The 23,643-nt window shown below is 62.8% G+C and carries 21 protein-coding genes; 10 read left to right on the top strand and 11 right to left on the bottom strand.

Going from position 1 to position 23,643, the window contains the following annotated elements; all coding sequences use genetic code 11:
* The first annotated feature begins 99 nt into the window (after window positions 1-99).
* The gene (locus SA190iCDA_RS17585; protein WP_070885353.1) at window positions 100-1,260 is read left to right on the top strand and encodes an L-talarate/galactarate dehydratase; all 1,161 of its coding nucleotides are present in this window, start codon (window positions 100-102) and stop codon (window positions 1,258-1,260) included.
* A 257-nt stretch (window positions 1,261-1,517) separates the two neighbouring features.
* On the top strand, window positions 1,518-3,317 hold the full coding sequence (locus tag SA190iCDA_RS17590) for a methyl-accepting chemotaxis protein (protein ID WP_070885354.1): 1,800 nt from the start codon (window positions 1,518-1,520) through the stop codon (window positions 3,315-3,317).
* Window positions 3,318-3,528: 211 nt separating this feature from the next.
* Here SA190iCDA_RS17590 and SA190iCDA_RS17595 read toward each other — a convergent pair whose 3' ends face one another.
* The gene (locus SA190iCDA_RS17595; RefSeq protein ID WP_070885355.1) at window positions 3,529-3,870 is read right to left on the bottom strand and encodes a hypothetical protein; all 342 of its coding nucleotides are present in this window, start codon (window positions 3,868-3,870) and stop codon (window positions 3,529-3,531) included.
* A gap of 414 nt (window positions 3,871-4,284) precedes the next feature.
* On the opposite strand from SA190iCDA_RS17595, the gene SA190iCDA_RS17600 reads away from it, so the two are divergent.
* Window positions 4,285-4,509, top strand: a complete 225-nt coding sequence (locus SA190iCDA_RS17600; RefSeq protein WP_070885356.1) for a PLD nuclease N-terminal domain-containing protein — start codon at window positions 4,285-4,287, stop codon at window positions 4,507-4,509.
* 82 nt (window positions 4,510-4,591) lie between these two features.
* Complete coding sequence (locus SA190iCDA_RS17605; RefSeq protein ID WP_070885357.1) at window positions 4,592-4,867, top strand: DUF1652 domain-containing protein; 276 nt, start codon at window positions 4,592-4,594, stop codon at window positions 4,865-4,867.
* A gap of 3 nt (window positions 4,868-4,870) precedes the next feature.
* On the opposite strand, the gene SA190iCDA_RS17610 is transcribed toward SA190iCDA_RS17605, so the two are convergent.
* The gene (locus SA190iCDA_RS17610; RefSeq protein WP_070885358.1) at window positions 4,871-5,308 is read right to left on the bottom strand and encodes a hypothetical protein; all 438 of its coding nucleotides are present in this window, start codon (window positions 5,306-5,308) and stop codon (window positions 4,871-4,873) included.
* Between the two features lie 217 nt (window positions 5,309-5,525).
* Between SA190iCDA_RS17610 and SA190iCDA_RS17615 the strand changes: the two genes are divergently transcribed.
* A complete protein-coding gene (locus tag SA190iCDA_RS17615; RefSeq protein WP_070885359.1) occupies window positions 5,526-5,744 on the top strand; it encodes a hypothetical protein in 219 nt (72 codons plus the stop codon).
* Window positions 5,745-5,875: 131 nt separating this feature from the next.
* Here SA190iCDA_RS17615 and SA190iCDA_RS17620 read toward each other — a convergent pair whose 3' ends face one another.
* The 4 genes from SA190iCDA_RS17620 to ycaC all read right to left on the bottom strand — a co-directional run bounded on the left by SA190iCDA_RS17620 (window position 5,876) and on the right by ycaC (window position 10,783).
* Window positions 5,876-6,427: an ATP-dependent Clp protease proteolytic subunit gene (locus SA190iCDA_RS17620; RefSeq protein WP_070885360.1), complete on the bottom strand. Its 552-nt coding sequence runs from the start codon at window positions 6,425-6,427 to the stop codon at window positions 5,876-5,878.
* Window positions 6,428-6,502: 75 nt separating this feature from the next.
* The gene (locus tag SA190iCDA_RS17625; RefSeq protein WP_070885361.1) at window positions 6,503-7,408 is read right to left on the bottom strand and encodes an SDR family oxidoreductase; all 906 of its coding nucleotides are present in this window, start codon (window positions 7,406-7,408) and stop codon (window positions 6,503-6,505) included.
* Between the two features lie 199 nt (window positions 7,409-7,607).
* Window positions 7,608-9,956: an FdhF/YdeP family oxidoreductase gene (locus SA190iCDA_RS17630; protein ID WP_070885362.1), complete on the bottom strand. Its 2,349-nt coding sequence runs from the start codon at window positions 9,954-9,956 to the stop codon at window positions 7,608-7,610.
* Window positions 9,957-10,150: 194 nt separating this feature from the next.
* Window positions 10,151-10,783, bottom strand: coding sequence for an isochorismate family cysteine hydrolase YcaC (gene ycaC, locus SA190iCDA_RS17635; protein ID WP_070885750.1), 633 nt, complete (start codon window positions 10,781-10,783; stop codon window positions 10,151-10,153).
* 159 nt (window positions 10,784-10,942) lie between these two features.
* Between ycaC and SA190iCDA_RS17640 the strand changes: the two genes are divergently transcribed.
* Window positions 10,943-11,848, top strand: coding sequence for a LysR substrate-binding domain-containing protein (locus SA190iCDA_RS17640; protein WP_070885363.1), 906 nt, complete (start codon window positions 10,943-10,945; stop codon window positions 11,846-11,848).
* A 31-nt stretch (window positions 11,849-11,879) separates the two neighbouring features.
* A complete protein-coding gene (locus SA190iCDA_RS17645) occupies window positions 11,880-12,434 on the top strand; it encodes a nucleotidyltransferase family protein (RefSeq protein ID WP_070885364.1) in 555 nt (184 codons plus the stop codon).
* A 377-nt stretch (window positions 12,435-12,811) separates the two neighbouring features.
* Here the strand turns inward: SA190iCDA_RS17645 and hrpA are convergent, their stop codons facing one another.
* A complete protein-coding gene (gene hrpA, locus SA190iCDA_RS17650) occupies window positions 12,812-16,879 on the bottom strand; it encodes an ATP-dependent RNA helicase HrpA (protein ID WP_070885365.1) in 4,068 nt (1,355 codons plus the stop codon).
* Window positions 16,880-17,140: 261 nt separating this feature from the next.
* On the opposite strand from hrpA, the gene SA190iCDA_RS17655 reads away from it, so the two are divergent.
* Entirely contained in the window at window positions 17,141-18,895 is a 1,755-nt protein-coding gene (locus tag SA190iCDA_RS17655; protein ID WP_083329763.1) for a restriction endonuclease, read from the top strand.
* 378 nt (window positions 18,896-19,273) lie between these two features.
* Here the strand turns inward: SA190iCDA_RS17655 and SA190iCDA_RS17660 are convergent, their stop codons facing one another.
* Both SA190iCDA_RS17660 and SA190iCDA_RS17665 read right to left on the bottom strand, forming a co-directional pair.
* On the bottom strand, window positions 19,274-20,536 hold the full coding sequence (locus SA190iCDA_RS17660) for an APC family permease (RefSeq protein ID WP_070885751.1): 1,263 nt from the start codon (window positions 20,534-20,536) through the stop codon (window positions 19,274-19,276).
* A gap of 428 nt (window positions 20,537-20,964) precedes the next feature.
* Window positions 20,965-21,780 (bottom strand): carbon-nitrogen hydrolase family protein, encoded by an 816-nt coding sequence (locus SA190iCDA_RS17665; protein ID WP_070885366.1) that lies wholly within the window; start codon window positions 21,778-21,780, stop codon window positions 20,965-20,967.
* A 139-nt stretch (window positions 21,781-21,919) separates the two neighbouring features.
* On the opposite strand from SA190iCDA_RS17665, the gene SA190iCDA_RS17670 reads away from it, so the two are divergent.
* A complete protein-coding gene (locus tag SA190iCDA_RS17670; RefSeq protein WP_070885367.1) occupies window positions 21,920-22,702 on the top strand; it encodes a response regulator transcription factor in 783 nt (260 codons plus the stop codon).
* A 24-nt stretch (window positions 22,703-22,726) separates the two neighbouring features.
* Here SA190iCDA_RS17670 and SA190iCDA_RS17675 read toward each other — a convergent pair whose 3' ends face one another.
* Window positions 22,727-22,945 carry a hypothetical protein gene (locus tag SA190iCDA_RS17675; RefSeq protein ID WP_070885368.1) on the bottom strand — a complete coding sequence of 73 codons (219 nt, stop codon included), beginning with the start codon at window positions 22,943-22,945 and terminating at the stop codon, window positions 22,727-22,729.
* Between the two features lie 195 nt (window positions 22,946-23,140).
* On the opposite strand from SA190iCDA_RS17675, the gene SA190iCDA_RS17680 reads away from it, so the two are divergent.
* Complete coding sequence (locus SA190iCDA_RS17680; protein WP_070885369.1) at window positions 23,141-23,362, top strand: hypothetical protein; 222 nt, start codon at window positions 23,141-23,143, stop codon at window positions 23,360-23,362.
* Here SA190iCDA_RS17680 and SA190iCDA_RS17685 read toward each other — a convergent pair.
* Window positions 23,359-23,643, bottom strand: coding sequence for a hypothetical protein (locus SA190iCDA_RS17685; protein ID WP_236100885.1), 285 nt, complete (start codon window positions 23,641-23,643; stop codon window positions 23,359-23,361). The genes SA190iCDA_RS17680 and SA190iCDA_RS17685 overlap by 4 nt on opposite strands.

The raw sequence follows: 23,643 nt of genomic DNA on the forward strand, positions 1-23,643 counted from the left end.
ATCGCTTGAATGATTAGCTAATCAGCCTAACGTCCGCCTTCACGCCAGCGCTTGCATCACCTGGCGGCCCCAACAAGAACGTCAAGCGAGGTAATCCACATGAGTGAACACACCCTCCCCCAAGGCAGCGCCGACCAGGATCAGATCGCCTTGGTGCGCATCGCCTCGGTGTTTCTGCCCCTGGCCAACCCGATCAGCGATGCCAAGGTGCTGACCGGCCGGCAGAAGCCGATGACCGAGATCGCCATGCTGTTCGTGGAGATCGAGAGCAAGGACGGCCATCGCGGCCTGGGCTTCAGCTACTCGAAACGCGCCGGCGGGCCCGGCCAGTTCGCCCATGCCCGGGAGATCGCCCCGGCGCTGCTCGGCGAGAACCCCAGCGACATCCAGAAACTCTGGACCAAACTGTGCTGGGCCGGCGCCTCGGTGGGCCGCAGCGGCCTGTCGACCCAGGCCATCGGCGCCTTCGACGTGGCCCTGTGGGACCTGAAAGCCAGGCGCGCCAACCTGTCCCTGGCCCGCCTGCTCGGCGCCCAGCGCGACTCGGTGCGCTGCTACAACACCTCCGGGGGCTTCCTGCACACGCCACTGGATCAGCTGAAGGTCAACACCGACCTGTCTCGGGAGAAAGGCATCGGCGGCATCAAGCTGAAAGTCGGCCAGCCCGACGCGGCTCTCGACCTGCACCGTGTCGCCACCATCCGTCAGCACCTGGGTGACGATTTCCCGCTGATGGTCGACGCCAACCAGCAATGGGATCGCCCCACTGCCCAGCGCATGTGCCGGCGCTTCGAAGAGTTTAACCTGGTATGGATCGAGGAGCCGCTGGACTGCTACGACGCCGAGGGCCACGCCGCCCTGGCCGGCGCATTCGACACCCCGATCGCCACCGGCGAGATGCTCACCAGCGTCGCCGAGCACGCCGAGTTCATCAAAATCCGTGGCGCCGACTACCTGATGCCCGATGCGCCGCGGGTGGGCGGCATCACCCCGTTCCTGAAGATCGCCGCCATGGCCGAACAGGCCGGGCTGATGCTCGCCCCCCACTTCGCCATGGAATTGCACGTGCACCTGGCCGCCACCTACCCCTCCGAGCCTTGGGTGGAGCATTTCGAATGGCTCGAGCCGCTGTTCAATGAGCGCCTGGAAACCCGCGACGGCCGCATGCGGGTGCCGAACCGCCCTGGCCTGGGCCTCTCGCTCAGCGAGCGGGTGGCCGGCTGGACCGCCCAGCAGGCAGAGTTCGGCAGGCGCGCCTGACGCCTTGCCCTTAGGGAAAGCCGCTATCGGCACGGCGTCGGCAGCGGTATTTTAGCAAAGGTGGATTGACGTCATTTTTTTGTATGCTGAGCTCTTTATCCGCAACATGGGAGGCACTACACTGCGCGCCCTCGCGGGGTCTTGTGCGAATCTCGCGCGTAACGTCGGCGAACCAGGCGCTTTTTTAGTTAAAGGTTCCGCCCGGCCGGTCGAAGTAATAAAAATTCCAAGGATTTTTCTCTGCCAGGAGCTGCAGCATGCAGTCGTTGAAGTCGCTGTACGATTCGATCGAGATGCACTTTTTCGATACCCTGACCAAGAAATTATCCAGCCTGTTCCTGCTGGTGCTGGTCAGCGGCCTGCTGGTCTGGGTGGCCCTCAGCCTGCGGGCCGACATCGTGCAACTGCTGCACGGTGCGCAACTCGACCCGGTGCTGCTCAAGCAGGTCGAAGGCAAGCTCGACACCCTCGGCACCGCCCTGGCGCTCAGCGCGATCTTCACCCTGGGCATGGTCAGCTTCATGGTCTGGTATTTCCGCCACCTGATCGTGCGCCCGGTCGACAACATGACCCGCGCCCTGGAAGAAATCGCCAGCGGTGAAGGCGACCTGTCCCGCGACCTGCCCCTGCTCACCCACGATGAAATCCGCACCCTGGCAAGCACCTGCAACCGCTTCCTGGCCAAGCAGCGCGAGATCATCAGCAACGTGCAGGCGCTGACCGTACAAATCGCCGTCGAGTCCGCCCGTTCGCTGAAGAACATCAGCGACTCCAGCGACAGCGCCACCCACCAGGCACGCTTCGCCAACGAAGTGATGAGCGAGAGCAACAGTGCGGTGGGCCGCATCGAAGAGGTGTCGCAGCAGACCCAGGCGATCTCCGGCACCACCGCCCACAACCTGAGCATGGCCCAGGACTCCTACGCCGAACTGCTGGAAGTCACCGGCAACATCAGCGCCATTTCCACCAGCCTCAACGAATTCAGCACCCTGGTCTCGGCGCTCAACGAGCGTTCCTCGAATATCAAGTCGGTGGTCGGCCTGATCCAGCAGATTTCCTCGCAGACCAACCTGCTGGCCCTCAACGCGGCCATCGAAGCGGCCCGTGCCGGGGAAAGCGGCCGCGGCTTCGCGGTTGTCGCCGACGAGGTTCGCACCCTGGCGCAGAACGTCAGCCGCGCCACGGGCGACATCTCGCAGAACATCGACGCCATGCTCAAGGAAGTCAGCACCACCCACGAGCAGACCGCGCGCATCAGCCAGAGCGCCCGGGAAACCCAGGTGGTGGTGGAAAGGGCCACCGGTCACTTCGAGACCATGATCAGCGATTTCGAATCCACCAACGGCAAGCTGGCGGAGATCGCCGAGCACATCCAGCAGGTGGCCGACGCCAATACCGGTATCAATGACCGCGTCACCCAGATCCATGCCGACAGCCAGGCCATCGACCAGCGCATGCAGCGGTCAGCCACGGCCACCCGCGACCTGTCCGCCGTTGCCGAGCGGGTGCAAACGCTGCTGGGCCGCTTCGTGCTCGGCGAGGGCGAACTCGATGCCGCCATCACCCGCGCCACACAGTGCCGCGACGCCCTGCAGGCGCGCCTGGCGACACTGCAGCGCGAAGGCGTCAACCTGTTCGACCAGAACTACAAGCTGATTCCCAATACCGACCCGAAGCAGTACATGACGGGCTACACCGAGCGCTTCGCGCAAATCTGCCAGGAAGAGATCGACCGGCTGACCAAGGGTACCCACGGCGGCATCGTGACCTTTATCGTCGACACCAGGGGCTATTGCCCGGTGAACAACAGCTGGGTGTCGAAAGCGCCGACGGGTGATCGCGCCGTCGACCTGCCGGTGTGCCGCAACAAGCGCATGTTTTCCGACCCGGTGGGCCTGCGCGCGGCGAGCAACACCCAGCGCTTCCTGCTGCAGACCTATCTGCGCGACACCGGCGAGATCATGACCGAGATCGACGTGCCGTTCTTCTTCGAGGGCCGCCACTGGGGCAACATGCGCATGGGCTTCGATGCCTCGCGCCTGCTGGGCAAATCCTAGGTTCGGGCTCGCCTCATCGAGACGGGCCCGCAGCTGCGGAATAAAGCGCTGCAGTTCACAGGGCGGGCTCTGGAGCGAAGCGAACAGTCCACCAACTCCCGACACAACGGCAACGCCGTACTGCTTCGCACATATGCCCTACCGTGCTGGCCAGCACTCATGGCCCAAAAAAAGCCCCGCCGATGCGGGGCTTTCTCGGCGGCCTTTGCACTCAAAGCACGGCGTCCAGATTGCGACGCGACCACATCAGCTTGGCAGCGGTCGGGTTGACCGGGGCGCCGGTGAAGGTCGGCAACTTGCGCGACACCCACTGTGCGCCGGCGCCTTTCCAGTTCACTTCGCCACTGACCAGCTTGCGATCACGAAGGATCTCACGTTCGAGGGCGCGAGCGCCGTCCGCGGTATCCACGGCCATCCTGTCGACCGCCTTGAGGAAAATAGCCTCGCCCTCCTTGCTGATGCTCAGCAGGTACATGCCATCCGGGCGCGGGGTAATGGAAACCGTATGATCCGGCAGTGCGATGCTCAGTTGGTCGAGAGTGGCAGTGTTCATCGGCTGATCCTTTTATTGCATTGCAGGCAGATGTTCAGAGATGCCACTGGACAAGTGCATCACATATGCCAACTTCGCTTTCGGATGAAAATCGCCGGTTTTACTGAGCATCGTGCCGCTTACGCTTGTGCGGTTTTCTTGCACTTTGCATGAAGTGTTTTTATTGCACGGGCATCGTGCACGCTTTAATTAAACACAGTGCCCATACAATTTCAAAAGGCCACTATGGCCGACCATCTTTTCAAGCGAACTTAATCACCCACCCGTATTTCGAAATAAAACAGAGCCCGTGCCCTGTACCGCCTCGGGGCGTTTGGCAACCGATGGCCAAATCGTCAGCGACGCCTCCCCACGTCCTATTTAACTTTTGCGAACTCTAGTTTCAGGGTTCGCCGCAACGACAGGAGATCTGCCATGAGCGATCCTTCCATGCTTTTCTGGCTTGGCGCATTCGTCGTTATCGCCTTCGTTGACCTGGTCACCATCATGAACCTGTGGCGCAGCGAGAAGAGCCAGAACACTCGGCTGCTCTGGGCACTGGTAATCGTGCTGCTGCCGGTAATCGGTTTGATCATCTGGGGTTTTGCAGGCCCGCGTGGCATGCCGAAACCGCCGACTTCACCGGAGCAAAGTAAATAATTAAAACCCTTATTGAATTGACAAGCGCGTCCGGGCCGACACTAATAGCCGCTACAAAGGAGTAATACCGAGAGCAATATCTGTGGCAACGATTAAATTCCTGGACGCCGCTAAGTTGCTGTACAACTATTTCCAACCACTTGTTGTACAGGTGTCATTGGAGTCGCCTAGCCGAATGGTGGTGCGACTGTCGGAAACGGATTCAACCACCTCCTTCGAAGTTCGCGATATCCCATGCAGCACATCGCTGACTCCGATGGAGGTTTTCGCCATCATCGAGCGGATCGAAGCGTACATCCACCGCGAAAGGCCCGAGCTTTACAAACGCCATTGCGTGAACCAGTTGCGCCTGCCTTGAGACTCACGCCTGGGGCTCGCGTTGGCGATCCTGGTAGACGGCATCGAGTAGCACCACCAGTTCGGCTGCCGAGGGCACGGTACGACCGCCCAGCTCGTCCTGCACCGAAGCCTCCACGCTCCTGGTGACCAGCCCAAAGCGGTTCAACGCACCGGTCAGCGCCTGATCATCCAGTCCTTGCTGGTTGAGGACGCGCATCAAGCTGTCCCAGACGTCACGCAGATCGGGCTGGTGGTCACGGCCATCGGGCCAGGGGTGACCTACGCGCGGCTCGGGGCGCATCTCTGCCACGGTCACCTCCCCTTCGTAGGCACGCACCGAGCCGCCCTTCTCGGCCACCCGCGCATCGCGTGAAGCACGGTTCCAGGCGGCCTGTGCCAGCGCTGGCGAGGTGGTCGTGCACTGCAGCTCGTCATCGAGATAAATCCTGAATTCGCCCATGTCGTTCTCCACATGATTAGTGACTGTCGCTGCATTCGATTCGGCCGGCGCTCAGGGATTCAGGTTTTCTAGCGTTCGGAAGCCACCAAACCTGCATGCCTGAAGCATCCGGATACAAGCGTCGATTGTGCGAACTCAACGGCCGGTCGCGGCCTCGTAACTATCAAGGGCTGCCTGATCAGCCCCTCTGACTATCCAGCCAAAAAGGAAAGCGCCCATGAGCCAGACGCCAATCAACCCGACACCACCGAACAGCCCGGCCAAAGATGTGCAAGGCGACAACGTCAACGTGGTGAAAAAGGAAAACCAGCGCCCTGGGGAGAAGACCGAAGCCGTGGATCGGGCGATCACCCCCACCTCGATCAAGACCAAGGAACAGGAAGCGGAAAAGATCAAGCAGGCATCGGAACAGGCCCGCCGCAAGCTCGACGAATAAGCGGGGCAGAAGGGGCTCCCCGCAAGCGTGTGGGAGCCTCCACTCGGCGCGTGGCGCGTGTACCTCGTGCTCGGGGCAACACCGCTATCGATCCCGCCAGGGCGGCGCCTTTCGCGCAAACGCGTGGCGGGCTAGGAGTGCACCACCCACTGCACGGCATCCGCTTGAGCCGTCAGGCAGTCCACCTCGTCGATCAGCCCTGCACCCAGGGCCTGCTCGGCATCGACGATACGCGGCGACGCGGTCAGGCAGGCGACTATGTCCAGCGGCTGGCGCGCGCCTTCGGTGCGCTCTTCGACGATGCGCCGGTACAGGTGCATATCGTAATCGAGGCTCATGGCATATTCGGCCATGCGCGCATGATCCACCGAGCCGTTCAGCGTCCAGTGAAAGGGGTGGAACAGGAACTTGCTGTACGCACAGGCAGTGCGCCGCTGCCCGGCGAGAAAAATGATGTTGCCCATCGACTCGACGGTACCCAGATTATGGGTATGCACCGGCACGGGCAGGGAAATCAGGAAGTTGTACAGGGAAAAACCGTAGCTGCATTCACCACCCATGGTGGCGATCTTCAGGACGATGCGGCTGGCGCCCTGCTGCAGTGCCTTGGTGCAGCTGTCGATCAGCTGTCCGCAAGTGTGGGAATTGATCGGTGCCGTGAAGTGAACGACGTGTAGGGTCATGGCGCGCACCTTTCTTGGAGATGGGCGAAATTGGCGAAACGGGCCCGCGGCGGGCGTACTGCGGACCCCAGGGCATTACGGCAGCGGCTTGCCGCCGGTCACCCCAAAGGTTTCACCGGTGATGTAGCTCGACTCCTGGGACGCCAGCAGCACGTACAGCGGCGCACATTCGGCGGGTTGACCCGGGCGCTTCATCGGCACCTGGGAGCCGAAGGTGGGAATCTTTTCCCGGGGCTGGCCGTCGCTGGGCTGCAGCACGGTCCAGATCGGCCCCGGCGCGACCGCGTTGACGCGGATGCCCTGCTCGATCACCTGGCTGGACAGCGCCTTGGTGAAAGCGACGATGGCCGCCTTGGTGGAGGCGTAGTCGAGCAGCGTGCCGGACGGATCATAGGACTGGATCGACGCCGTGTTGATGATCGCCGCCCCCGGCGGCATATGCGCCACCGCCGCCTTGCACAGCCAGAACATGGCGTAGACGTTGGTCTTGAAGGTGTGGTCGAACTGCTCGGTGGTGATCTCGGAAATATGCTTCTGGGTGATCTGCTTGCCGGCCACGTTGACCAGAATGTCCAGGCCACCCAGCGCCGCCACGGCATCCTTGATCAGCGACACGCAAAAGGCTTCGTCCTTCAGGTCGCCGGGAATGGCCACCGCGCGACGGCCCTCGGCCTCGATCAGCGCTATCACTTCACGGGCGTCCGACTCTTCCTCGGGGAGATAGTTGATCACCACGTCGGCGCCTTCACGGGCATAGGCGATGGCGGCGGCGCGTCCAATACCGGAATCACCTCCGGTGATCAGCGCCTTGCGGCCCGCCAGCCGGCCAAAGCCCACGTAGCTTTCCTCGCCGTGATCCGGCTCGGGCTTCATTTTGCTGTCCAGGCCCGGCTCAGGCTGGTGCTGCGCCGGAAATTCGGGCTGCGGATACTGAGTCAGCGGGTTCTGCATGGCGAACTGGTTGGTGGTATTGCGGGTCATCGGACTCTCCTGCTGGTTGCTGGTGGATTCACGGTTGCCGCCACGTGTGAAGCGCAATCGCCGCAGGCACCATCGCCTGCGTTACAAATTGGGAGAAAAGCCCGCCGCTTGAAGTTCCACCGATCCGAGCAGCGGACACGGACCGCTCCGCTCCCTTGCTGCCGCTTCGCTTGTCCAGTGCCGCGAAGCGGCGAACTGATCAGCGCTGCGCGGCGATCAATACCGGCCGTGCATCACCCGGCGCCGTGGCGGTGCTCAGGCTCAGCGTCACCGGAATCGACTTGGCTGCCGGCACCTTGCTGCGCTCGGCATGATGCCAGAGCGGCACCAGCGGGTTGCACTCCGGGTAATAGGCGGCGCAGCAGCCCTGGGGGATGTCGTAGGCGAGAATCTGCAGCGGCCCGACCTGACGCTCCACCTCTGGCTCCACGGCGGTGGTCACGTCCACCCAGTCGCCGCCAGCCAGGCCAAGGCGCACGATGTCGTCGGCGTTCATGAAGATCACCGAACGGGTGCCATGCACGCCGCGGAAGCGATCGTCGTAACCATAGATGGTGGTATTGAACTGGTCGTTGCTGCGGATCGTCATCAGCTGCAGCACGTCGCGCCGGCCGTAGGGCGCGCTCACGTCGTCGTCGGCGATCAGGCACCGCGGCACCACGAATTGCGCCTTGCCGCTCTCGGTCGCCCATTCGCGCTGCGTCGCCCCCAACGGCCGGTGAAAGCCACCGGGCTCCCACATGCGCTGTTCGAAGTCGTGGAAGATCTCCGGGTACACCTGGCCGATGGCCTGGCGAATCAGCCCGTAATCGCGGCGCCAGGCGTCCCAGTCGATACCGATCTCGGCGCTCAAGGTGGCCCGCGCCAGCCCGGCGATGATGGCCGGCTCCGAGCGCAGCTGCTCGCTGGCCGGTTCGCTCTTGCCGCGCCAGCCGTGGATGCAGCCGGTGCTGTCTTCGGTGCTGTGGCTCTGCTCGACGCCATCCTGGCGGTCGATCTCGATACGCCCCAGGCACGGCAGCAGCCAGGCCTGTTCGCCGGGCAGCAGGTGCGAGTGGTTGAGCTTGGTGGCCACCTGCACATTGAGCGCCAGGCGCTGCCAGGCCGGCTCGATCTGCCCGGTATCCGGCACCGCCCGCAGGAAGTTGCCGCCCAGACTGACGAAGCCACGCACCCGGCCATCGAGCATGGCGGTGCAGGCGTCGACGGTGTTCAAGCCCATGCGCTCGGGCACCTTGAACTTGAAATACTGCTCGATCAGTTCGACCGGCACCTTGGCCGGGTCTTCGGAAATACCCACGGTGCGCTGGCCCTGCACATTGGAGTGCCCGCGTACCGGGCAGATGCCGGCGCCAGGTTTGCCGATATTGCCGCGCAGCAACAGCAGGTTCACCAGCATCTGCACGTTCTGCACACCCTGGCGGTGCTGGGTCAGGCCCATGCCGTAGACGATCATCACCCGCTGCGACTGCGCATAGACCAGCGCCGTGGCTTCCATGGCCGCACGCTTGAGGCCGGTGATGGCTTCGATCTCGGTCCAGTCCTGCCCACGCACGTAGGCGATGAAATCGTCGGCGCCACTGGTGTGCTCGGCGATGAAGGCCATGTCCAACACGCCGGGCTCGCCGCGCTGCAGGGCCGCATCGTGCAGATCGAGCAGCGCCTTGGCGATGCCGACGATGGCCGCGGTATCGCCACCGATGGCCACCTGGTGATACTGGGTGCTGATCTGCGTCGAGTTCGGGCCGAGCATCTCGCCCGGCGACTGTGGGTTGACGAACTCCTGCAGGCCGCGCTCCTTCAAAGGGTTGAAGGTGATGATCGGCACGTCGCGCTGCCGCGCCTCCTGCAATTGATGGAGCATGCGCGGGCTGTTGCTGCCGACGTTCTGGCCGAAGAACAGCAGGCAGTCGGTGTGCTCGAAATCGTTCAGGGTTACCGTGCCGACCGGCACCCCGATGCTTTCCTGCAGGCCCACCGAAGTGCTCTCGTGGCACATGTTGGAGCTGTCCGGCAGGTTGTTGGTGCCATAGGCGCGGGCCAGCAGCTGGTACATGAACGAGGCTTCCAGGGAGGCGCGCCCGGAGGCATAGAACACCACCTCGTCCGGCTGCAGGGCACGCAGGCTGGCGCCGATTTCCTGGTAGGCGGTTTCCCAGCCCGTTTCCTCGTAACGGTCGGTGGCCCGGTTGTAGCGCAGCGGGTGGGTCAGGCGGCCATGCTGCTCCAGGGCGTGGGCCGACCAGCCGCGCAGCTCGCTGACGCTGTGCTCGGCGAAGAACTCAGGGCTGCTGCGCTTGGCGGTCAGCTCCCAGGCCGTGGCCTTGGCGCCGTTCTCGCAGAACTCCATCGGGTGGGTGTCGCCCGGCTTGGCCCAGGCGCAGCTCACGCAGGCAAACCCATCGGGCTTGTTCTGCTTGAGCAGCGCCGCGCCGATCTTCACCACCGCCTGTTCGCGCAGCACGATGCCTGCCACCGACTTGGCCGATCCCCAGCCCCCTGATGCGTCTGTGTATGGCCGATAACGGGTCTTTGGATCAGTCAGCATGTCCCTCTCCTGCGCGTGGTTCGTTCTGGTACGACGAAGCGCTTTGGCGAAAGGTTCGGGCTAACGGCCCTGTGGTCCGGCGGGCCATTGATGAGCAAGTGTGTCAGTCACCGGCAAGCGAAACGGCGGGTTGCCGAGGTGATCGACAACGCAAAAAGGCACCTGCAGGAGGTGCCTTGGCGGATGAATCAGGCTTACTTGCTGGCGGTCAGCGCCGCGTAGCTGGTCATCAGGTTGCGGTAGTCGGGGATATGGTCCGAGCAGATCTTCGCCAGGCCTTCCACGTCGTTGCGCCAGTCGCGGTGCAGCTCGCAGGCCACGGCGAACCAATTCATCAGCTGGGCGCCAGCAGCGGTCATGCGCTGCCAGGCCGAATCACGGCTGATCTGGTTGAAGGTGCCGGAGGCATCGGTGACCACGAACACGTCGAAGCCCTCTTCGATGGCGGCCAGGGCCGGGAACGCCACGCACACTTCGGTCACCACACCGGCGATGATCAGCTGTTTCTTGCCGGTGGCCTTGATCGCCTTGACGAAATCTTCGTTGTCCCAGGCGTTGATCTGGCCAGGGCGGGCGATGTACGGCGCTTCCGGGAACATCTCTTTCAGCTCGGGTACCAGCGGGCCGTTGGGGCCGGTTTCGAAGCTGGTGGTGAGTATGGTCGGCAGGTTGAAGAACTTGGCGAGATCGGCCAGGGCCAGCACGTTGTTCTTGAACTTGTCCGGGTCGATGTCACGTACCAGGGACAGCAGACCGGCCTGGTGGTCGACCAGCAGAACGGCGGCGTTGTCTTTGTCCAGGCGGTTGTAGGCGATGGCGTTGGTCATGGTGCGATCCTCTTTCTTGGTGGGTTGCCGATTCATTCGGCTGATTCGTTTGGGTGGTTTGCAGTTGTCGCTGCATGTGAGAAAGATTAAATTCGGCACCCATCTCGCACCAGACGGCAAAAATCGCCTCTAGCGTTCCATTTTCAGAACGGTAAACCCATGGAAGACCTGAACACGCTCTACTACTTCACCCAGGTGGTGGAGCACGGCGGCTTCGCCCCGGCCGGCCGCGCGCTGGATATTCCCAAGTCCAAACTCAGCCGGCGCATCGCCCTGCTCGAGGAGCGCCTGGGCGTGCGCCTGCTGCAACGTACCAGCCGGCACTGCTCGCTGACCGAGATCGGCCAGGAGTACTACCAGCGTTGCGTGGCCATGCGCGTGGAAGCCGAGGGCGCCGCCGAGGTGATCGAGCGCAACCGCAGCGAGCCCCGCGGCCTGGTGCGCCTGGCCTGCCCGACCACGCTGCTGAATTCCTGGGTCGGGCCGATGCTGACTCGTTTCATGCTGCGCTACCCGGCGGTGGAGCTGTTTATCGAGAGCACCAACCGACGTGTCGACGTGCTCCACGAAGGCTTCGATATCGCCCTGCGCGTGCGCTTCCCGCCCCTGGAAAATACCGACATGGTGATGAAGGTGCTCGGCAACAGCCGCCAGTGCCTGGTGGGCCGTGCGGATTTCCTCAAGCAGCTGCCGAAGGCATTCCAGCCCGCCGACCTGGGCCAGTTGCCGAGCCTTCACTGGGGCGGCTCGCAGCGTGAATACCAGTGGGAACTGTTCGGCCCGGACGACGGCAGGCTGGTCATCCCCCATCGCCCGCGCATGGTCACCGACGACCTGATCGCCCTGCGCCACGGCACCCTGGCCGGCGTCGGCATCGCCCACGTGCCCCGGGTAGCCGTGCGCAAGGATCTGGAGGCCGGCACCCTGGTGGAAATGCTGCCGGGCTGGGAGCCCAAATGCGGCATCGTCCATGCCACCTTCCCGTCACGCCGCGGCCTGCTGCCGTCGGTGCGTACGCTGATCGACTTTCTGGCGGAGGAGTTTCGCGAAAGCGATATGGCGTAAGTAGCCATGTCTCCCACTCGCGGTAATCCACATGAATCCCCTTTCCCATATCCAGGCTCTCATGAGCGCTGACGCACGCCGCTGGGAGATTCTGCAGCACGTGCGTGACTTACGCCTGCCAGACTGCTGGGTGGCCGCGGGCTTTATCCGATGTGCCGTTTGGGATCACCTGCATGGCCACGCCCCATCGCCCCTGCCGACTGATATCGATGTGATCTGGTTCGATCCGGATAATCCACTGCCGGAGCGGGACTTTGAGTTGGAAGCCAGGCTGCTGAACGCGGATAACACGCTGAACTGGTCGGTAAAGAACCAGGCACGCATGCACCTGCGCAATGGTGATCGACCTTACGAGTCGGCAACGGGCGCGATGGCTTATTGGCCCGACACCGCAACGGCAGTGGCCGTGCGGCTGAGCGCGAGTGGCGAAGTGGAAGTCGCCGCGCCATTCGGCTTGGATGATCTTTTCGATCTCGTCGTACGGCCAGCCGGAAGGTTTCGAGACGAGAAAAGGCAGCTATTTCTGAAGCGGCTGTATAGCAAACAGTGGCTGACGAAATGGCCTGGCTTGACCGTGCTCGACTAAGCGCGAGCACGATGCCAAGGTCATAGCACGGCTTGTTGGAACGGAAATTGACAAATGACAGCATCCCTGCACGTTTTTTGTGGGAACGTGCGGGGACGCCCAGTCGTGAAACTGCGCGAGCGGCTGCCGCCAGGACAGTGTAGGGTGGATCACGCTTCACCGATCCACCATGGCGGATGTAAAGAGCGACATCCGCCCTACGGTTCTGCACTGCAGCCGCAGCGGCATAGGAACCTGCCCCCCGTAGTTTCGCGCGCATGGCGCACTCCCACAAAAGCACGAGCAGATCTGCTTCGTAGCCTGGGTTGAGCGCAGCGATACCCAGGGCATCGATCTCCCGGATGTCGCTGCGCTCGACCCGGGCTACAAGAGCACTATCAGCCTTCCACCTGGCTCCACTGCTTGCTCAGGCGCTTGTCAGACACGGCCATCCTGGTACCCAGCTGCTGGGCCCAGAGGGATACGCGGTATTCCTCGAGCATCCAGCGGTAGGTCTGCAGTTCGGGGTCGCGCTTGCCTTCCTGCAGGTGCTTGCTCAGGCGCGCCTGGTATTGCTCCCAGTAGCCGGCCAGCTCGCCGCTCCACACCCGGTCGCGTTGCAGTTGGGCGGCGATCTTGTCGAAGCGTTGCTCGATGGCCTTGAGGTAGCGCGGCAGTTCCTTGAGCCATTCGGCCGGGGTTTCGCGTACGAAGCCGGGATAGACGAGGTTGCCCAGCTGCGCCTTGATGTCGTTGAGCGCCACCGCCTGGGCCAGGTCGATCTTGCCCTTGAAGCGCTTCTGCAGGCCGTGCCACAGCTTGAGGATTTCCAGGGTCAGGCGCGCCAGCTTTTCGGCGTGCTCGGCCCAGGCGCCACGTTTCTTCTCGGCCAGGGCGGCCAGGGCAGCGCCGTCGCGGGGCAACGGCTGCTCACCGTCGAGGATGCAGCTGTCCAGGCTGGCCAGCAGGATGTCTTCGACCAGCGCCTCTACGCGGCCCAGCTCGCGGTGCAACAGGCCCAGTTCGGTCAGGCCCGGCAGCTTGCCGCGCAGGTACTTGGCCGGTTCGGCCAGCTGTTGCAGCAGCAGGCGCTGCAAGGCTCGGCGGTGCTGGAACTCGGCTTCGGCCCGGGTCGGGAAGCGCCCTTCCTTGACCACGCCGCGCTCTCCATCAGAACCGCTCCCGGCAGACTCCACCAGCGCCGGGAACACGGTCATGGACAGCCCGGCCACCTTCTGCTGGGTCTTCTCGGCGACCTGGGCAAAGCCCTTGGCTTCCACCGGCTTCTGCACCTTGTCGGTTCGCGGAATGGCCAGCGCGGCCTGGCTGGCCTCGGCGAAGCGGGCGGTCAGCTCGGCCAGGTCGCGGCCTTCGCCGAGCAGCTTGCCGTGGGTGTCGACCACCTCGATGTTCATCTTCAGGTGATCTTCGAGCTGGCGGGTGGCCTCGATCCAGGCCTCGCTGTCGATCCGTGCACCGGTCATGCGTTGCAGCTCGCGGGCCAGGCTTTCCGGCAGGCTGCCCTGGCCGAAGGTGAGCTTGCTCAGGGCGGCGCCGACGAAGTCCGGCACCGGCACGAAGTTCTTGCGAATGGCCTTGGGCAGGCCGCGCACCAGGTCGATGGCCTTGGCTTCGATCAGCCCCGGCACCAGCCACTCCAGGCGCTCTGCTGGTAATTGCGGCAACAGCGGCGCCGGCACGCGCAGGGTCACGCCGTCGCGCGGGTGATTGGGCTCGAAGTGATAGGTCAGCGGCAATTGCAGCTCGCCGATATGCAGGGTGTCCGGGTACTGCGCAGCGGTGACTTCCAGCGCCTCCCGGGCCAGCACGTCCTCCTCGCGCATCATCAGCAGTTGCGGGTCCTTGGCGCTCTCGCGCTTGTACCAGCTCTCGAAGGTGGCCGCCTGGTTGATGTCCTCCGGGATGCGCGCCTCGTAATAGGCGAACAGGGTTTCCTCGTCGGCGAGGATGTCGCGGCGACGCGCCTTGGCTTCCAGCTCGTCGAGCTTCTCCAGCAGCTCGCGGTTGGCGTTCAGGCACTTGGCGCGGCTGTTGATTTCACCGCGCACCAGGCCTTCGCGGATAAACAGCTCGCGCGAGGCCTGCGGGTCGATGGGCCCGTAATGCACCGGGCGGCGCCCCACCACGATCAGCCCGTACAGGGTGACCTGCTCGTAGGCCACCACCTGGCCACGCTTCTTCTCCCAGTGCGGCTCGAAGTGGTTCTTCTTGATCAGGTGGCCGGCCAGCGGCTCGATCCAGTCCGGCTCGATCTTCGCCACCTGGCGGGCGAACAGCTTGGTGGTCTCGACCAGCTCGGCGGCCATGATCCAGTTGGGTTTCTTGCGGCCGATCACCGACGACGGATGCACCCAGAAGCGCCGCTGGCGGGCACCGAGAAAATCGCCCTCCTCGGCTTTCTGGCCGATCTGGCTGAGCAGGCCGCTGAGAATCGCCTTGTGCACGGCTGCATAACCCTTGGCACGCTGCGCCGCCTCGCTGGCCTCGGCCTGCTCGCGCAGGATCACGTTGACCTTGGTATCTGTGGTGGCCTGCACCGGCTTTGGCGCGGGCTTGCCGCCCTCGGCGGTTTGCGCCGCGGCCCTGGCGGGCGTCAGTTGCAGATCCTTGGCCAGCAGCACCAGCTGGCGATGGGCATCGCGCCATTCGCGCAGGCGCATGTAGTTGAGGAAGTTCTTCTTGCACCAGGTGCGCAGCGGGTTGGAACCCAGCTCCTGGCGTTTTTCCTCGAAGCCGCGCCACAGGTTGATCAGCGCAGCGAAGTCGGAATCCACATCCTTCCACTGCGCGTGGGCCTGATCGGCCGCCTGCTGGCGGTCCATCGGCCGCTCGCGTGGGTCCTGCACCGACAGCGCACTGGCGACGATCAGCAGTTCCGGCAGGCTGCCCAGCTTGGCCGCTTCGAGCACCATGCGGCCCAGTCGCGGGTCGATGGGCAGGCGCGCCAGCTGGCGACCCAGTGGCGTCAGCTGGCCTTCTCGATTGACCGCCGAAAGCTCTTGCAGCAGGTTGAAACCATCGCTGATGGCCTTGCCGTCCGGTGGCTCGATAAAGGGGAAATCCTCGATATTGCCCAGGCGCAGATGGAGCATCTGCAGGATCACCGCCGCCAGGTTGGTACGCAGGATTTCCGGGTCGGTGAAAGTCGGCCGGCCGAGGAAATCCTCCTCGCTGTACAGGCGCACGCAGATGCCCGGCTCGACCCGCCCGCATCGGCCCTTGCGCTGGTTGGCGCTGGCCTGGGAAATCGCCTCGATAGGCAGGCGCTGCACCTTGGCGCGGTAGCTGTAGCGGCTGATGCGCGCGGTGCCGCTGTCGATCACGTAGCGAATGCCCGGCACCGTCAGCGAGGTTTCCGCCACGTTGGTGGCCAGCACGATCTTGCGCCCGGCCATGGGCGCGAAGATCTTCTGCTGCTCGGCCGGCGTCAGCCGCGCATACAGCGGCAGCACTTCGGTGAAGCGCAGGTTGGCCTTGCGCAGCACCTCGGCGGCATCGCGAATCTCACGCTCGCCGGGCAGGAAGATCAGCACATCGCCGGGGCGCTGGCCGACACTTTTCTCGTGGGCGGCAATCTCGTCCAGCGCCGCGAGAATGCCCTGGTCGACGGTCAGGTCGTCGAGCAGGCTTTCACCCTCCTCGTCCACCTCGGCGGCCAGCGGGCGGTACCAGGTTTCCACCGGATAGGTGCGCCCGGAAACCTCGACGATGGGCGCATCCGGCAGCCCGTCCCCACCGAAGTGCTTGGAGAATCGCTCCAGGTCGATGGTCGCCGAGGTGATGATCACCTTGAGGTCGGGCCGGCGCGGCAGCAGGGTTTTCAGATACCCCAGGAGGAAGTCGATATTGAGGCTGCGTTCGTGGGCCTCGTCGACGATGAGGGTGTCGTACTTTTCCAGGTAGCGGTCGTGCTGGGTTTCGGCGAGCAGGATGCCGTCGGTCATCAGCTTGATCAGCGTGCTGTCCTTGCTCTGATCCTCGAAGCGCACCTGGTAGCCGACCAGCTCACCGAGCGGCGTGCCGATCTCTTCCGCCACCCGCGTGGCTACGCTGCGCGCCGCCAGCCGTCGCGGCTGGGTATGGCCGATCAGGCCGTGCTGGCCACGACCGATCTCCAGGCAGATCTTCGGTAGCTGGGTGGTCTTGCCCGAACCGGTTTCGCCGGCGATCACCAGCACTTGATGTTTTTCAAGCGCCGCCTTGATCTCGTCGCGCTTGGCGGCGATCGGCAAGGCGTCGTCATAGCGCATCACCGGCACGCTCAGCCGCCGCGTCTCAACCTTGGCGCACGAGGCCTGAAAACGCTCCAGCCACTGCGCCTGCTTGGTTGCGTCGGGCTTTTTCTGCAGCTCGTGCAACTGCCGCCGCAAACGATGGCGGTCGGCGATCATGGCGTGGTCGAGGTTCTTCTGCAGGGCGGCGATATCGAAGGGGGCGTCGGTCATCAGGCTCGGGGCGGTTCGCGGGAAAGCGGCGATTGTCGCAGATTACGGGCTGAGGCGTGCAGGGTGAGCTGTCGATGGAAGGCGGAGAACGAGGGCGTTGGCGAGCTAAGGCTTTCAATTAAAAGCGATCAGCGGCCCAGTAGAGCTAAACAGCATGCTGGAAAAGATTGTAAAACACGGTATGTTTCCAACACCTACTAGCTGGCTCAATGCCACCAGCACGCCAGTTGGTCAGCAACCAAGATCGCAGGGAGAGATAAGATGATGACCCGATTCGGCCGGATCGAAACCAAATACAGCGCTCGTGGCATCCCCAGCTACCGCCTAGAAATCTGGCATGACGGCCTGAAAAAGCATCGTGTTATCAAGGGTGACTGCGAGTTCATCATCGACTCTAAAGCTAGGATGCAAGCTGAAGAATGGGACCAACGATGGGAGGTAGTCTCAGAACGAGAGCAGCAGAAGGCAGATCGTGCTGCTTGCAAAAGAATGACAGAAGAAAGTAAAGCGCTGGCATCGAAACAAACGCGGGCAGCTCAAGCTGAGCTCGATGCTTTAAGCAACATCCTCAAAGCAACGCTTGAAGTCAATGACGCGATTGAGTGGGAAAGCCTTAAGAACAAGGCCCCCTTCCCCGAAAAAGGTCCAGCCCCTCTAAAGCTTCCACTCGAGCCCCAAAGGGCCGATTTTCCAAGAGACCCCCAAAGAGAGGATCAAAAATACAATCCTAAGCTGGGTCTTCTGGAGTGGCTTATACCCTCCCGAAAAGCCCGCCTTCTAGCAGCAGCCGAAGCTGTTTTTGCTGCCGACAAGATAGCGTGGAAGGAACATTGCGCAGTGGTAGAGAAAGCGCATCAAGCAGCCCTAGAGAACCACGCCAAAATAGTAGACAAATTAAAAAAATCTCATACAGCAGAAATTGCCGCCTGGGAAATCAGGCGAGACGAATACAGAGGAGAAAGAGCGGCAGAACATGCCCAAATAGATAAAAAACGAATGAAATACGAGGCATTTGAACCCGAGGCGATAGTTGAGTATTGCGACCTTGCTTTATCCTCATCAAAGTATCCCGAATTCTTTCCTCAAGAATTTGATCTAGATTATGACCCTGCTTCTAAGACACTGATCTTAGACTACCATCTTCCAGCACCAGATGCTCTACCTCGCTTAAAATCAGTAAAATATGTAGCTAGCCGGGACGACTTCGAAGAAAGTACTATCACCGAAGCCCAAGCTTCAAAACTGTATGACGACGTGCTCTACCAAGTATCTCTCCGCACCTTGCACGAGTTATTTGAAGCAGATGTGATTGATGCGCTTGAAGCAGTGAACTTTAACGGAATTGTAACTGCTGTAAACAGGTCAACAGGCAAAGCGGTGACTTCTTGTGTTCTATCGATCAGAGCTAGCAAAGCCGAATTCACTCAAATCAATCTTGATCAAGTAGATCCCAAGGCTTGCTTCAAGTCTATGAAAGGAGTCGGAAGTTCTAAACTTCACGGGCTAGCTCCCGTAGCGCCAATTATGCAGCTCCGCAAAGATGATACTCGCTTTATATCCTCATATGACGTAGCAAGCACGCTTGACGAGAGCGTCAATCTCGCTGCAATGGGATGGGAAGACTTTGAACACCTGATTCGAGAGCTATTCGAGCAAGAATTTTCGGTGAACGGTGGTGAAGTTAAGGTTACTCAGGCAAGTCGCGATGGCGGTGTTGATGCAGTAGCTTTTGACCCAGATCCTATTCGTGGTGGAAAAATCGTGATCCAAGCCAAGCGGTATACCAACACCGTCGGGGTCGGTGCTGTGCGCGACCTTTATGGAACAGTGCTTAACGAAGGCGCAACCAAAGGAATCTTGGTTACCACATCCGATTACGGTCCAGACTCATATGCTTTCGCAGCTGGAAAGCCACTTGTCCTTCTGAGTGGAGCAAACCTTTTGCATATGCTGCAAAAGCATGGACATAAGGCAAGAATCAACCTCAGAGAGGCAAAACAAATGGCACCTACCTGATGAGAAGGACGCTAGCCCCGCGCACAAATTGATAAAAAGATGATCCGCGCCAAGCGCGTAGGGTGGACTCAGGAGCACAGCGAACAGTCCACCGGCCAGAACAAGGTGTACTGCTTCCGAACCATCGGGGGGACAAACCACGATTTAATGCGACGCTAATCGTGGCCTGTCGCCGACTGTTCGAACCATCTACTGCTGCTCATGCTGGGGATTGCTCATGCCAGTTCACGACCTACGCATTACCCAGCGCGGCTCAGCAGGCACCTTTTGTAGACGCGCAGGGAGCTCTGAAAAGGGGCATTTGGCGCAGATTTGCCCCGATGCAGGCAGGTCGCGCTCTGCGAACCGCCTTCCGGGGCGGCTCGCCCCACCTACGCACTACTCCGCGTCGAACTGCAGCTGCGGCGGTGGGCGGCGCAAGCCGCCGGTCAGCCAGACCAGGTAAAGGCCGCCAAGTACCAGCCAGGCGCAGCCGAGCATGATCGCCAGGCGGTCGAGGCTGGCCATCAGCCATAGCGTCGCCAGCAGGCCGATCAGCGGGCACAGCAGGTGCAGCAGCAGCTGCAGCGGGCCGCGCACCTGGGGTTGGCGGGCGAAGTGGACGATCACCGAGAGGTTGACCAGGCTGAAGGCCAGGAAGGCGCCGAAGTTGATGAACGAGGTCGAGGTGGTCACGTCCAGCTTCAGGGCCAGCAGGGCCACCACGGCGCACACCAGGATGGCGCCCACCGGCGTGCCGAAGCGCGGGCTCAGGGTGCCCAGCAGCGCACGGGGCAGCACGCCATCGCGACCCATGGCGAACATCAGCCGCGAGGCGCTGGCCTGGGCCGCCAGGCCGGAGGTGAACTGGCCGACGATCAGGCCGATAAGGAACACCGACACGAACACATCGCCGCCGATATTGCGGGCGATCTCGTAGGCCGCCGCATCGCTGCTCTGGAACACCAGGGAGGGGTGGGCCAGCTGTACGAAGTAGGCCGTGGTCACGAAGATCAGCCCGCCGATCAGGGTGATCAGCAGGATTGCCCGCGGAATGGTGCGCTCCGGGTCATGGGTTTCCTCGGTCAGGGTGCTGACCGCATCGAAGCCCAGGAACGAGTAACAGGCCACCGCCGCACCGGCCATCACCAGGTGCAGGTTCATGCCCTCGCCGATGAAGGGCTCGAGCGACCACAGCGGCTTGCTGGCATCGCCCAGCACGTAGTGTACGCACAGCGCCACGAACGCCAGCAGCACCAGGAATTGCACCAGCATCAACACGCCGTTGATACCCTTGGCCAGGCGCAGGCCCACCACGTTGATCAGGCTGGTAACCACGATGAAGGTCAGCACCCACAGCGCCTGGGGTAACTGCGGGAACGCCGAGTGCAGGTAGGCCGCGCCGATCAGCCAGATGGCCATGGGCAGGAACAGGTAGTCGAGCAGCACCGCCCAACCGGCGATGAAACCCAGGTGATCACTGATGCTGCGCCGCACGTAGCTGTAGGCCGAACCGGCGACCGAAAACAGCCTGGCCATGCGGGCATAGCTGAGGGCGGTGAAGAACATTGCCAGCGACGCGGCCACGTAGGCGGCCGGGACGGCGCCGCGGGTGATCTCGGCGAGAATGCCGAAGGTGCCGAGCACGATGATCGGCGTCATGTAGGCGATGCCGAACAGCACCACCGCGCCCAGAGACAGGGATCGTTGCAGACGAGCCTTTAGGGTCTGTTGACGTTTCAGCGCGAGCCGCGTTGCCGCGAGAAATCTCGCCAGGCGAGGCGGAGGACGCAGGGAATGGCGTTCCCTTTTCAAGTCCTCCAACGACGCATGGCGAGATTTCCCGCGCAACCCGAAGGGCCGGGCCCGTTTTGTCGCGATGCGGCGTTTCTCGCCGGCTCATTTAGCTAGCTAAACTTCGCGGCTCGTGCCTTGCCTCGCGACAAAACGGGCTCCGGCGCGGCCGTGCGTGAAGCGCCAACAGACCCTAGTTGCTACTCCAGTTTTGTATGTTGTTATGGCAGAGCCGAAGTCGGCAAAAGCACGCGGCAGGGCCGCAGCGGGCGCTTCTATGGCGCCCGGCAGGTCAATCAGGGGATCAGCAGTTCACGCAGGCCATTGGCGTGGTCGACGCGCGTGCCCGACAGCGGCATGCGCCGCTCTTCCAGGTACCGATAGTCACGGCGCGCCTCGGCCAGGCGCTGGAAGTCCAGGGCGACGGTCTGCCGGCACGGCTCGCGACCGGCCTCCAGCAGCAGGCTGCCGTTGGGGTCGGCCACCGCGCTGCCGCCGGCGAACACCAGGCCGCCGTCGCCCTCGCCCACCCGGTTGCTCATCACCGCATAGGCCTGGTTTTCCATGGCCCGCGCCATGATCGCGGTGCGGTGCGTCGGCCCGTAGGGATCCATGTTGCCGTTGGTGACGATCAGCAATTCGGCGCCCAGCTCGCCGAGGGCCCGGGCGCTCTCCGGGAACTCGATGTCGAAGCACACCAGCAGGCCGACCCGCACGCCGTCGAGCAGCGCCGTGGCGTAGCGGTCGCCCGGGGTGAACACACCACGGTCAGACGCCCACAGGTGGGTCTTGCGGTAGCTCAGCAGGAGGTTCTGCCCGTCCAGCAGCACCGTGGTGTTGTAGAAGCTGCCGCCGTCATTCTCGGCAACGCCGATGGCCACCGCCAGCCCACGCGCCGCAGCGGCCCGGCCGATGGCGGTCAGGCTCGGGCCATCCAGGGGCTCGGCCAGCGCGGCGATGTTGCCTGGGGTCGGGAAACCGGTCAGGTAGGTTTCCGGAAACACCAGCAGGCGGGTGCCTGCCTGGCACGAGGCGATGGCGTCCAGGGCCTGGGCGAGGTTGTGGGCCGTATCACCGTCACGACCGGTGAGCTGAGCGAGTTCGACTTGCATGACGGGGCTCCGTTCTTGTTGTTGCATCACGCGGAGGGGGCACACAGAATGCCGACACCGATCCGCCGGGGTTCGAGTATGGAGGCTGAGCCAAACAGGCGAAATCACGCACGCGGGGTAACCCCACAGGGGTAGACAGATGACCATGACCTTGCACGACATCGCCTTCCACCGCAGCGTGGCCGAGCTCATCGAGGCGCTGCACAGCCCGCCGTTCTGGCGCACCCTGGCCCGCACCCTGGCGCAGTACGTGCACCACGACAGCTGGGTGGCGTTGATCTTCAGCGAGGGGCGCCCCCAGGTGCTGGCCGAAAGCCCGGGCGACGATGGTGCGCCGGATCTGCTGTTCCAGGATTACCTGCACGGCCTCTACCTGCTCGACCCCTTCTATATCGGAAGTCGGGAAAGCGGCCGGGAAGGCCTGGTGCGCCTGAGTGACGTCGCCCCGGAATGCTTCGAGCAGACGGACTACTACCAACGCTACTTCAGCCTCAACGTGGTGGCCGACGAGGTGCAGTTCAACGTCGCCCTGCCCGGCGCGCGCACCCTGTGCCTGTCCCTGGGCTCACGGCAACGCTTCCTGCCGGAGCAGATCGCCCTGCTCTCCCTGGTGCAGCCCTGGGTGGCGGCGCTGATGCGCCAGCGCCTGAGCTTCGAGCCCGAACCCAGCGAGCCCGCCGCCGCCCCGCCCTGGCAGGAACGGCTGGAGCAGATGGCGCATCAGGTGGAAACGGCGCTGACCGGCCGTGAGCTGGAAGTGGTGCGCCTGATGCTCGCCGGCCACTCCAGCAAGGAGGTGGCCCGCAAGCTGGCCATTTCGGCGGAGACCGTGAAGGTGCACCGCAAGCACGTCTACAGCAAGCTGAGTATCAAGTCGCAGTCGGAGTTGTTCGCCCTGTTCCTGCAGGCCCAGCGCGGCTAGCCCGGTCGGGCCTGCCAATGGCGATCAAAGATGGCGAAGCGCGCTGTCCGGCTGGCAACTGCCCGGCACCACTACCATCAGGCAAGCAGGCAACTTGCGGCGCAGGCTCGCCGGCGTTTCGATGGCGAAAGCGACCCGCCAGTGGCTGCCCTCGCGGATGGAATCGAGCCGGTAGCTGCCGACCTCCTCTTCAGAGAGGCCCAGATAATCGGCTAGTTGGCGATTGGTAGGTTTGGCGCTCATAGATAACCCTTTCCATGGATTTCGACAGGCACACAAGGACGTAGCGTCGCCACTGTTTCGCGGCGTTAATGCAGAGTGGTTCATGTTTCGATGATATGCAAAATAAAAGCGGAACCATTAGCAACAGACGGCCTCGGACTTAGATCGCGTTCACACTTTTCTGTGCCTGCAGCCACTCTCACGGAAGACCTAACAATGCATCTGAGCGAACACCCCGTCCGAGATCTTTCCGCCGATATTCTCAAGTGGCTGCCCGTCGGCATGGCCCCGCGCCTCGAAGCCCTGGTGGCGGCGCAGAACTCGACCGTTACCGACGAGATCATCCGCGCCATCGATGCGCACCTGTGCAAACAGTCCAAGGCCAACATCCTCGCCATCGCCCGCGAAGCCAACGCACTGAGCCACCGCGAAGCCTAGGGTCTGTCGCTCGGCTCGACCCGTTGCACCACCACCTCCTGCCGGCTGTACAGGTTCGTCAGCAGCACCTCGCCGTCGGTGAAGTCCGGGGTGATCATCACCGAGCGGATCAGCCGCACCTCCTGCCCTTCGCGCGCCTGAATATTCTCGAACGCCACCACGATCGACTGGTTGCGCCAGCGCCCGGCATCGAAGCCACCGGCGGCGATGAACTGGCCGATATCGCGCTGATCGTTGAAGGCCGCCGCCGGCAATACCAGCGGCCGATCCTCGAGGAACAC

The sequence above is a fragment of the Pseudomonas argentinensis genome (genome assembly GCF_001839655.2).
Classification (GTDB): domain Bacteria; phylum Pseudomonadota; class Gammaproteobacteria; order Pseudomonadales; family Pseudomonadaceae; genus Aquipseudomonas; species Aquipseudomonas argentinensis_B.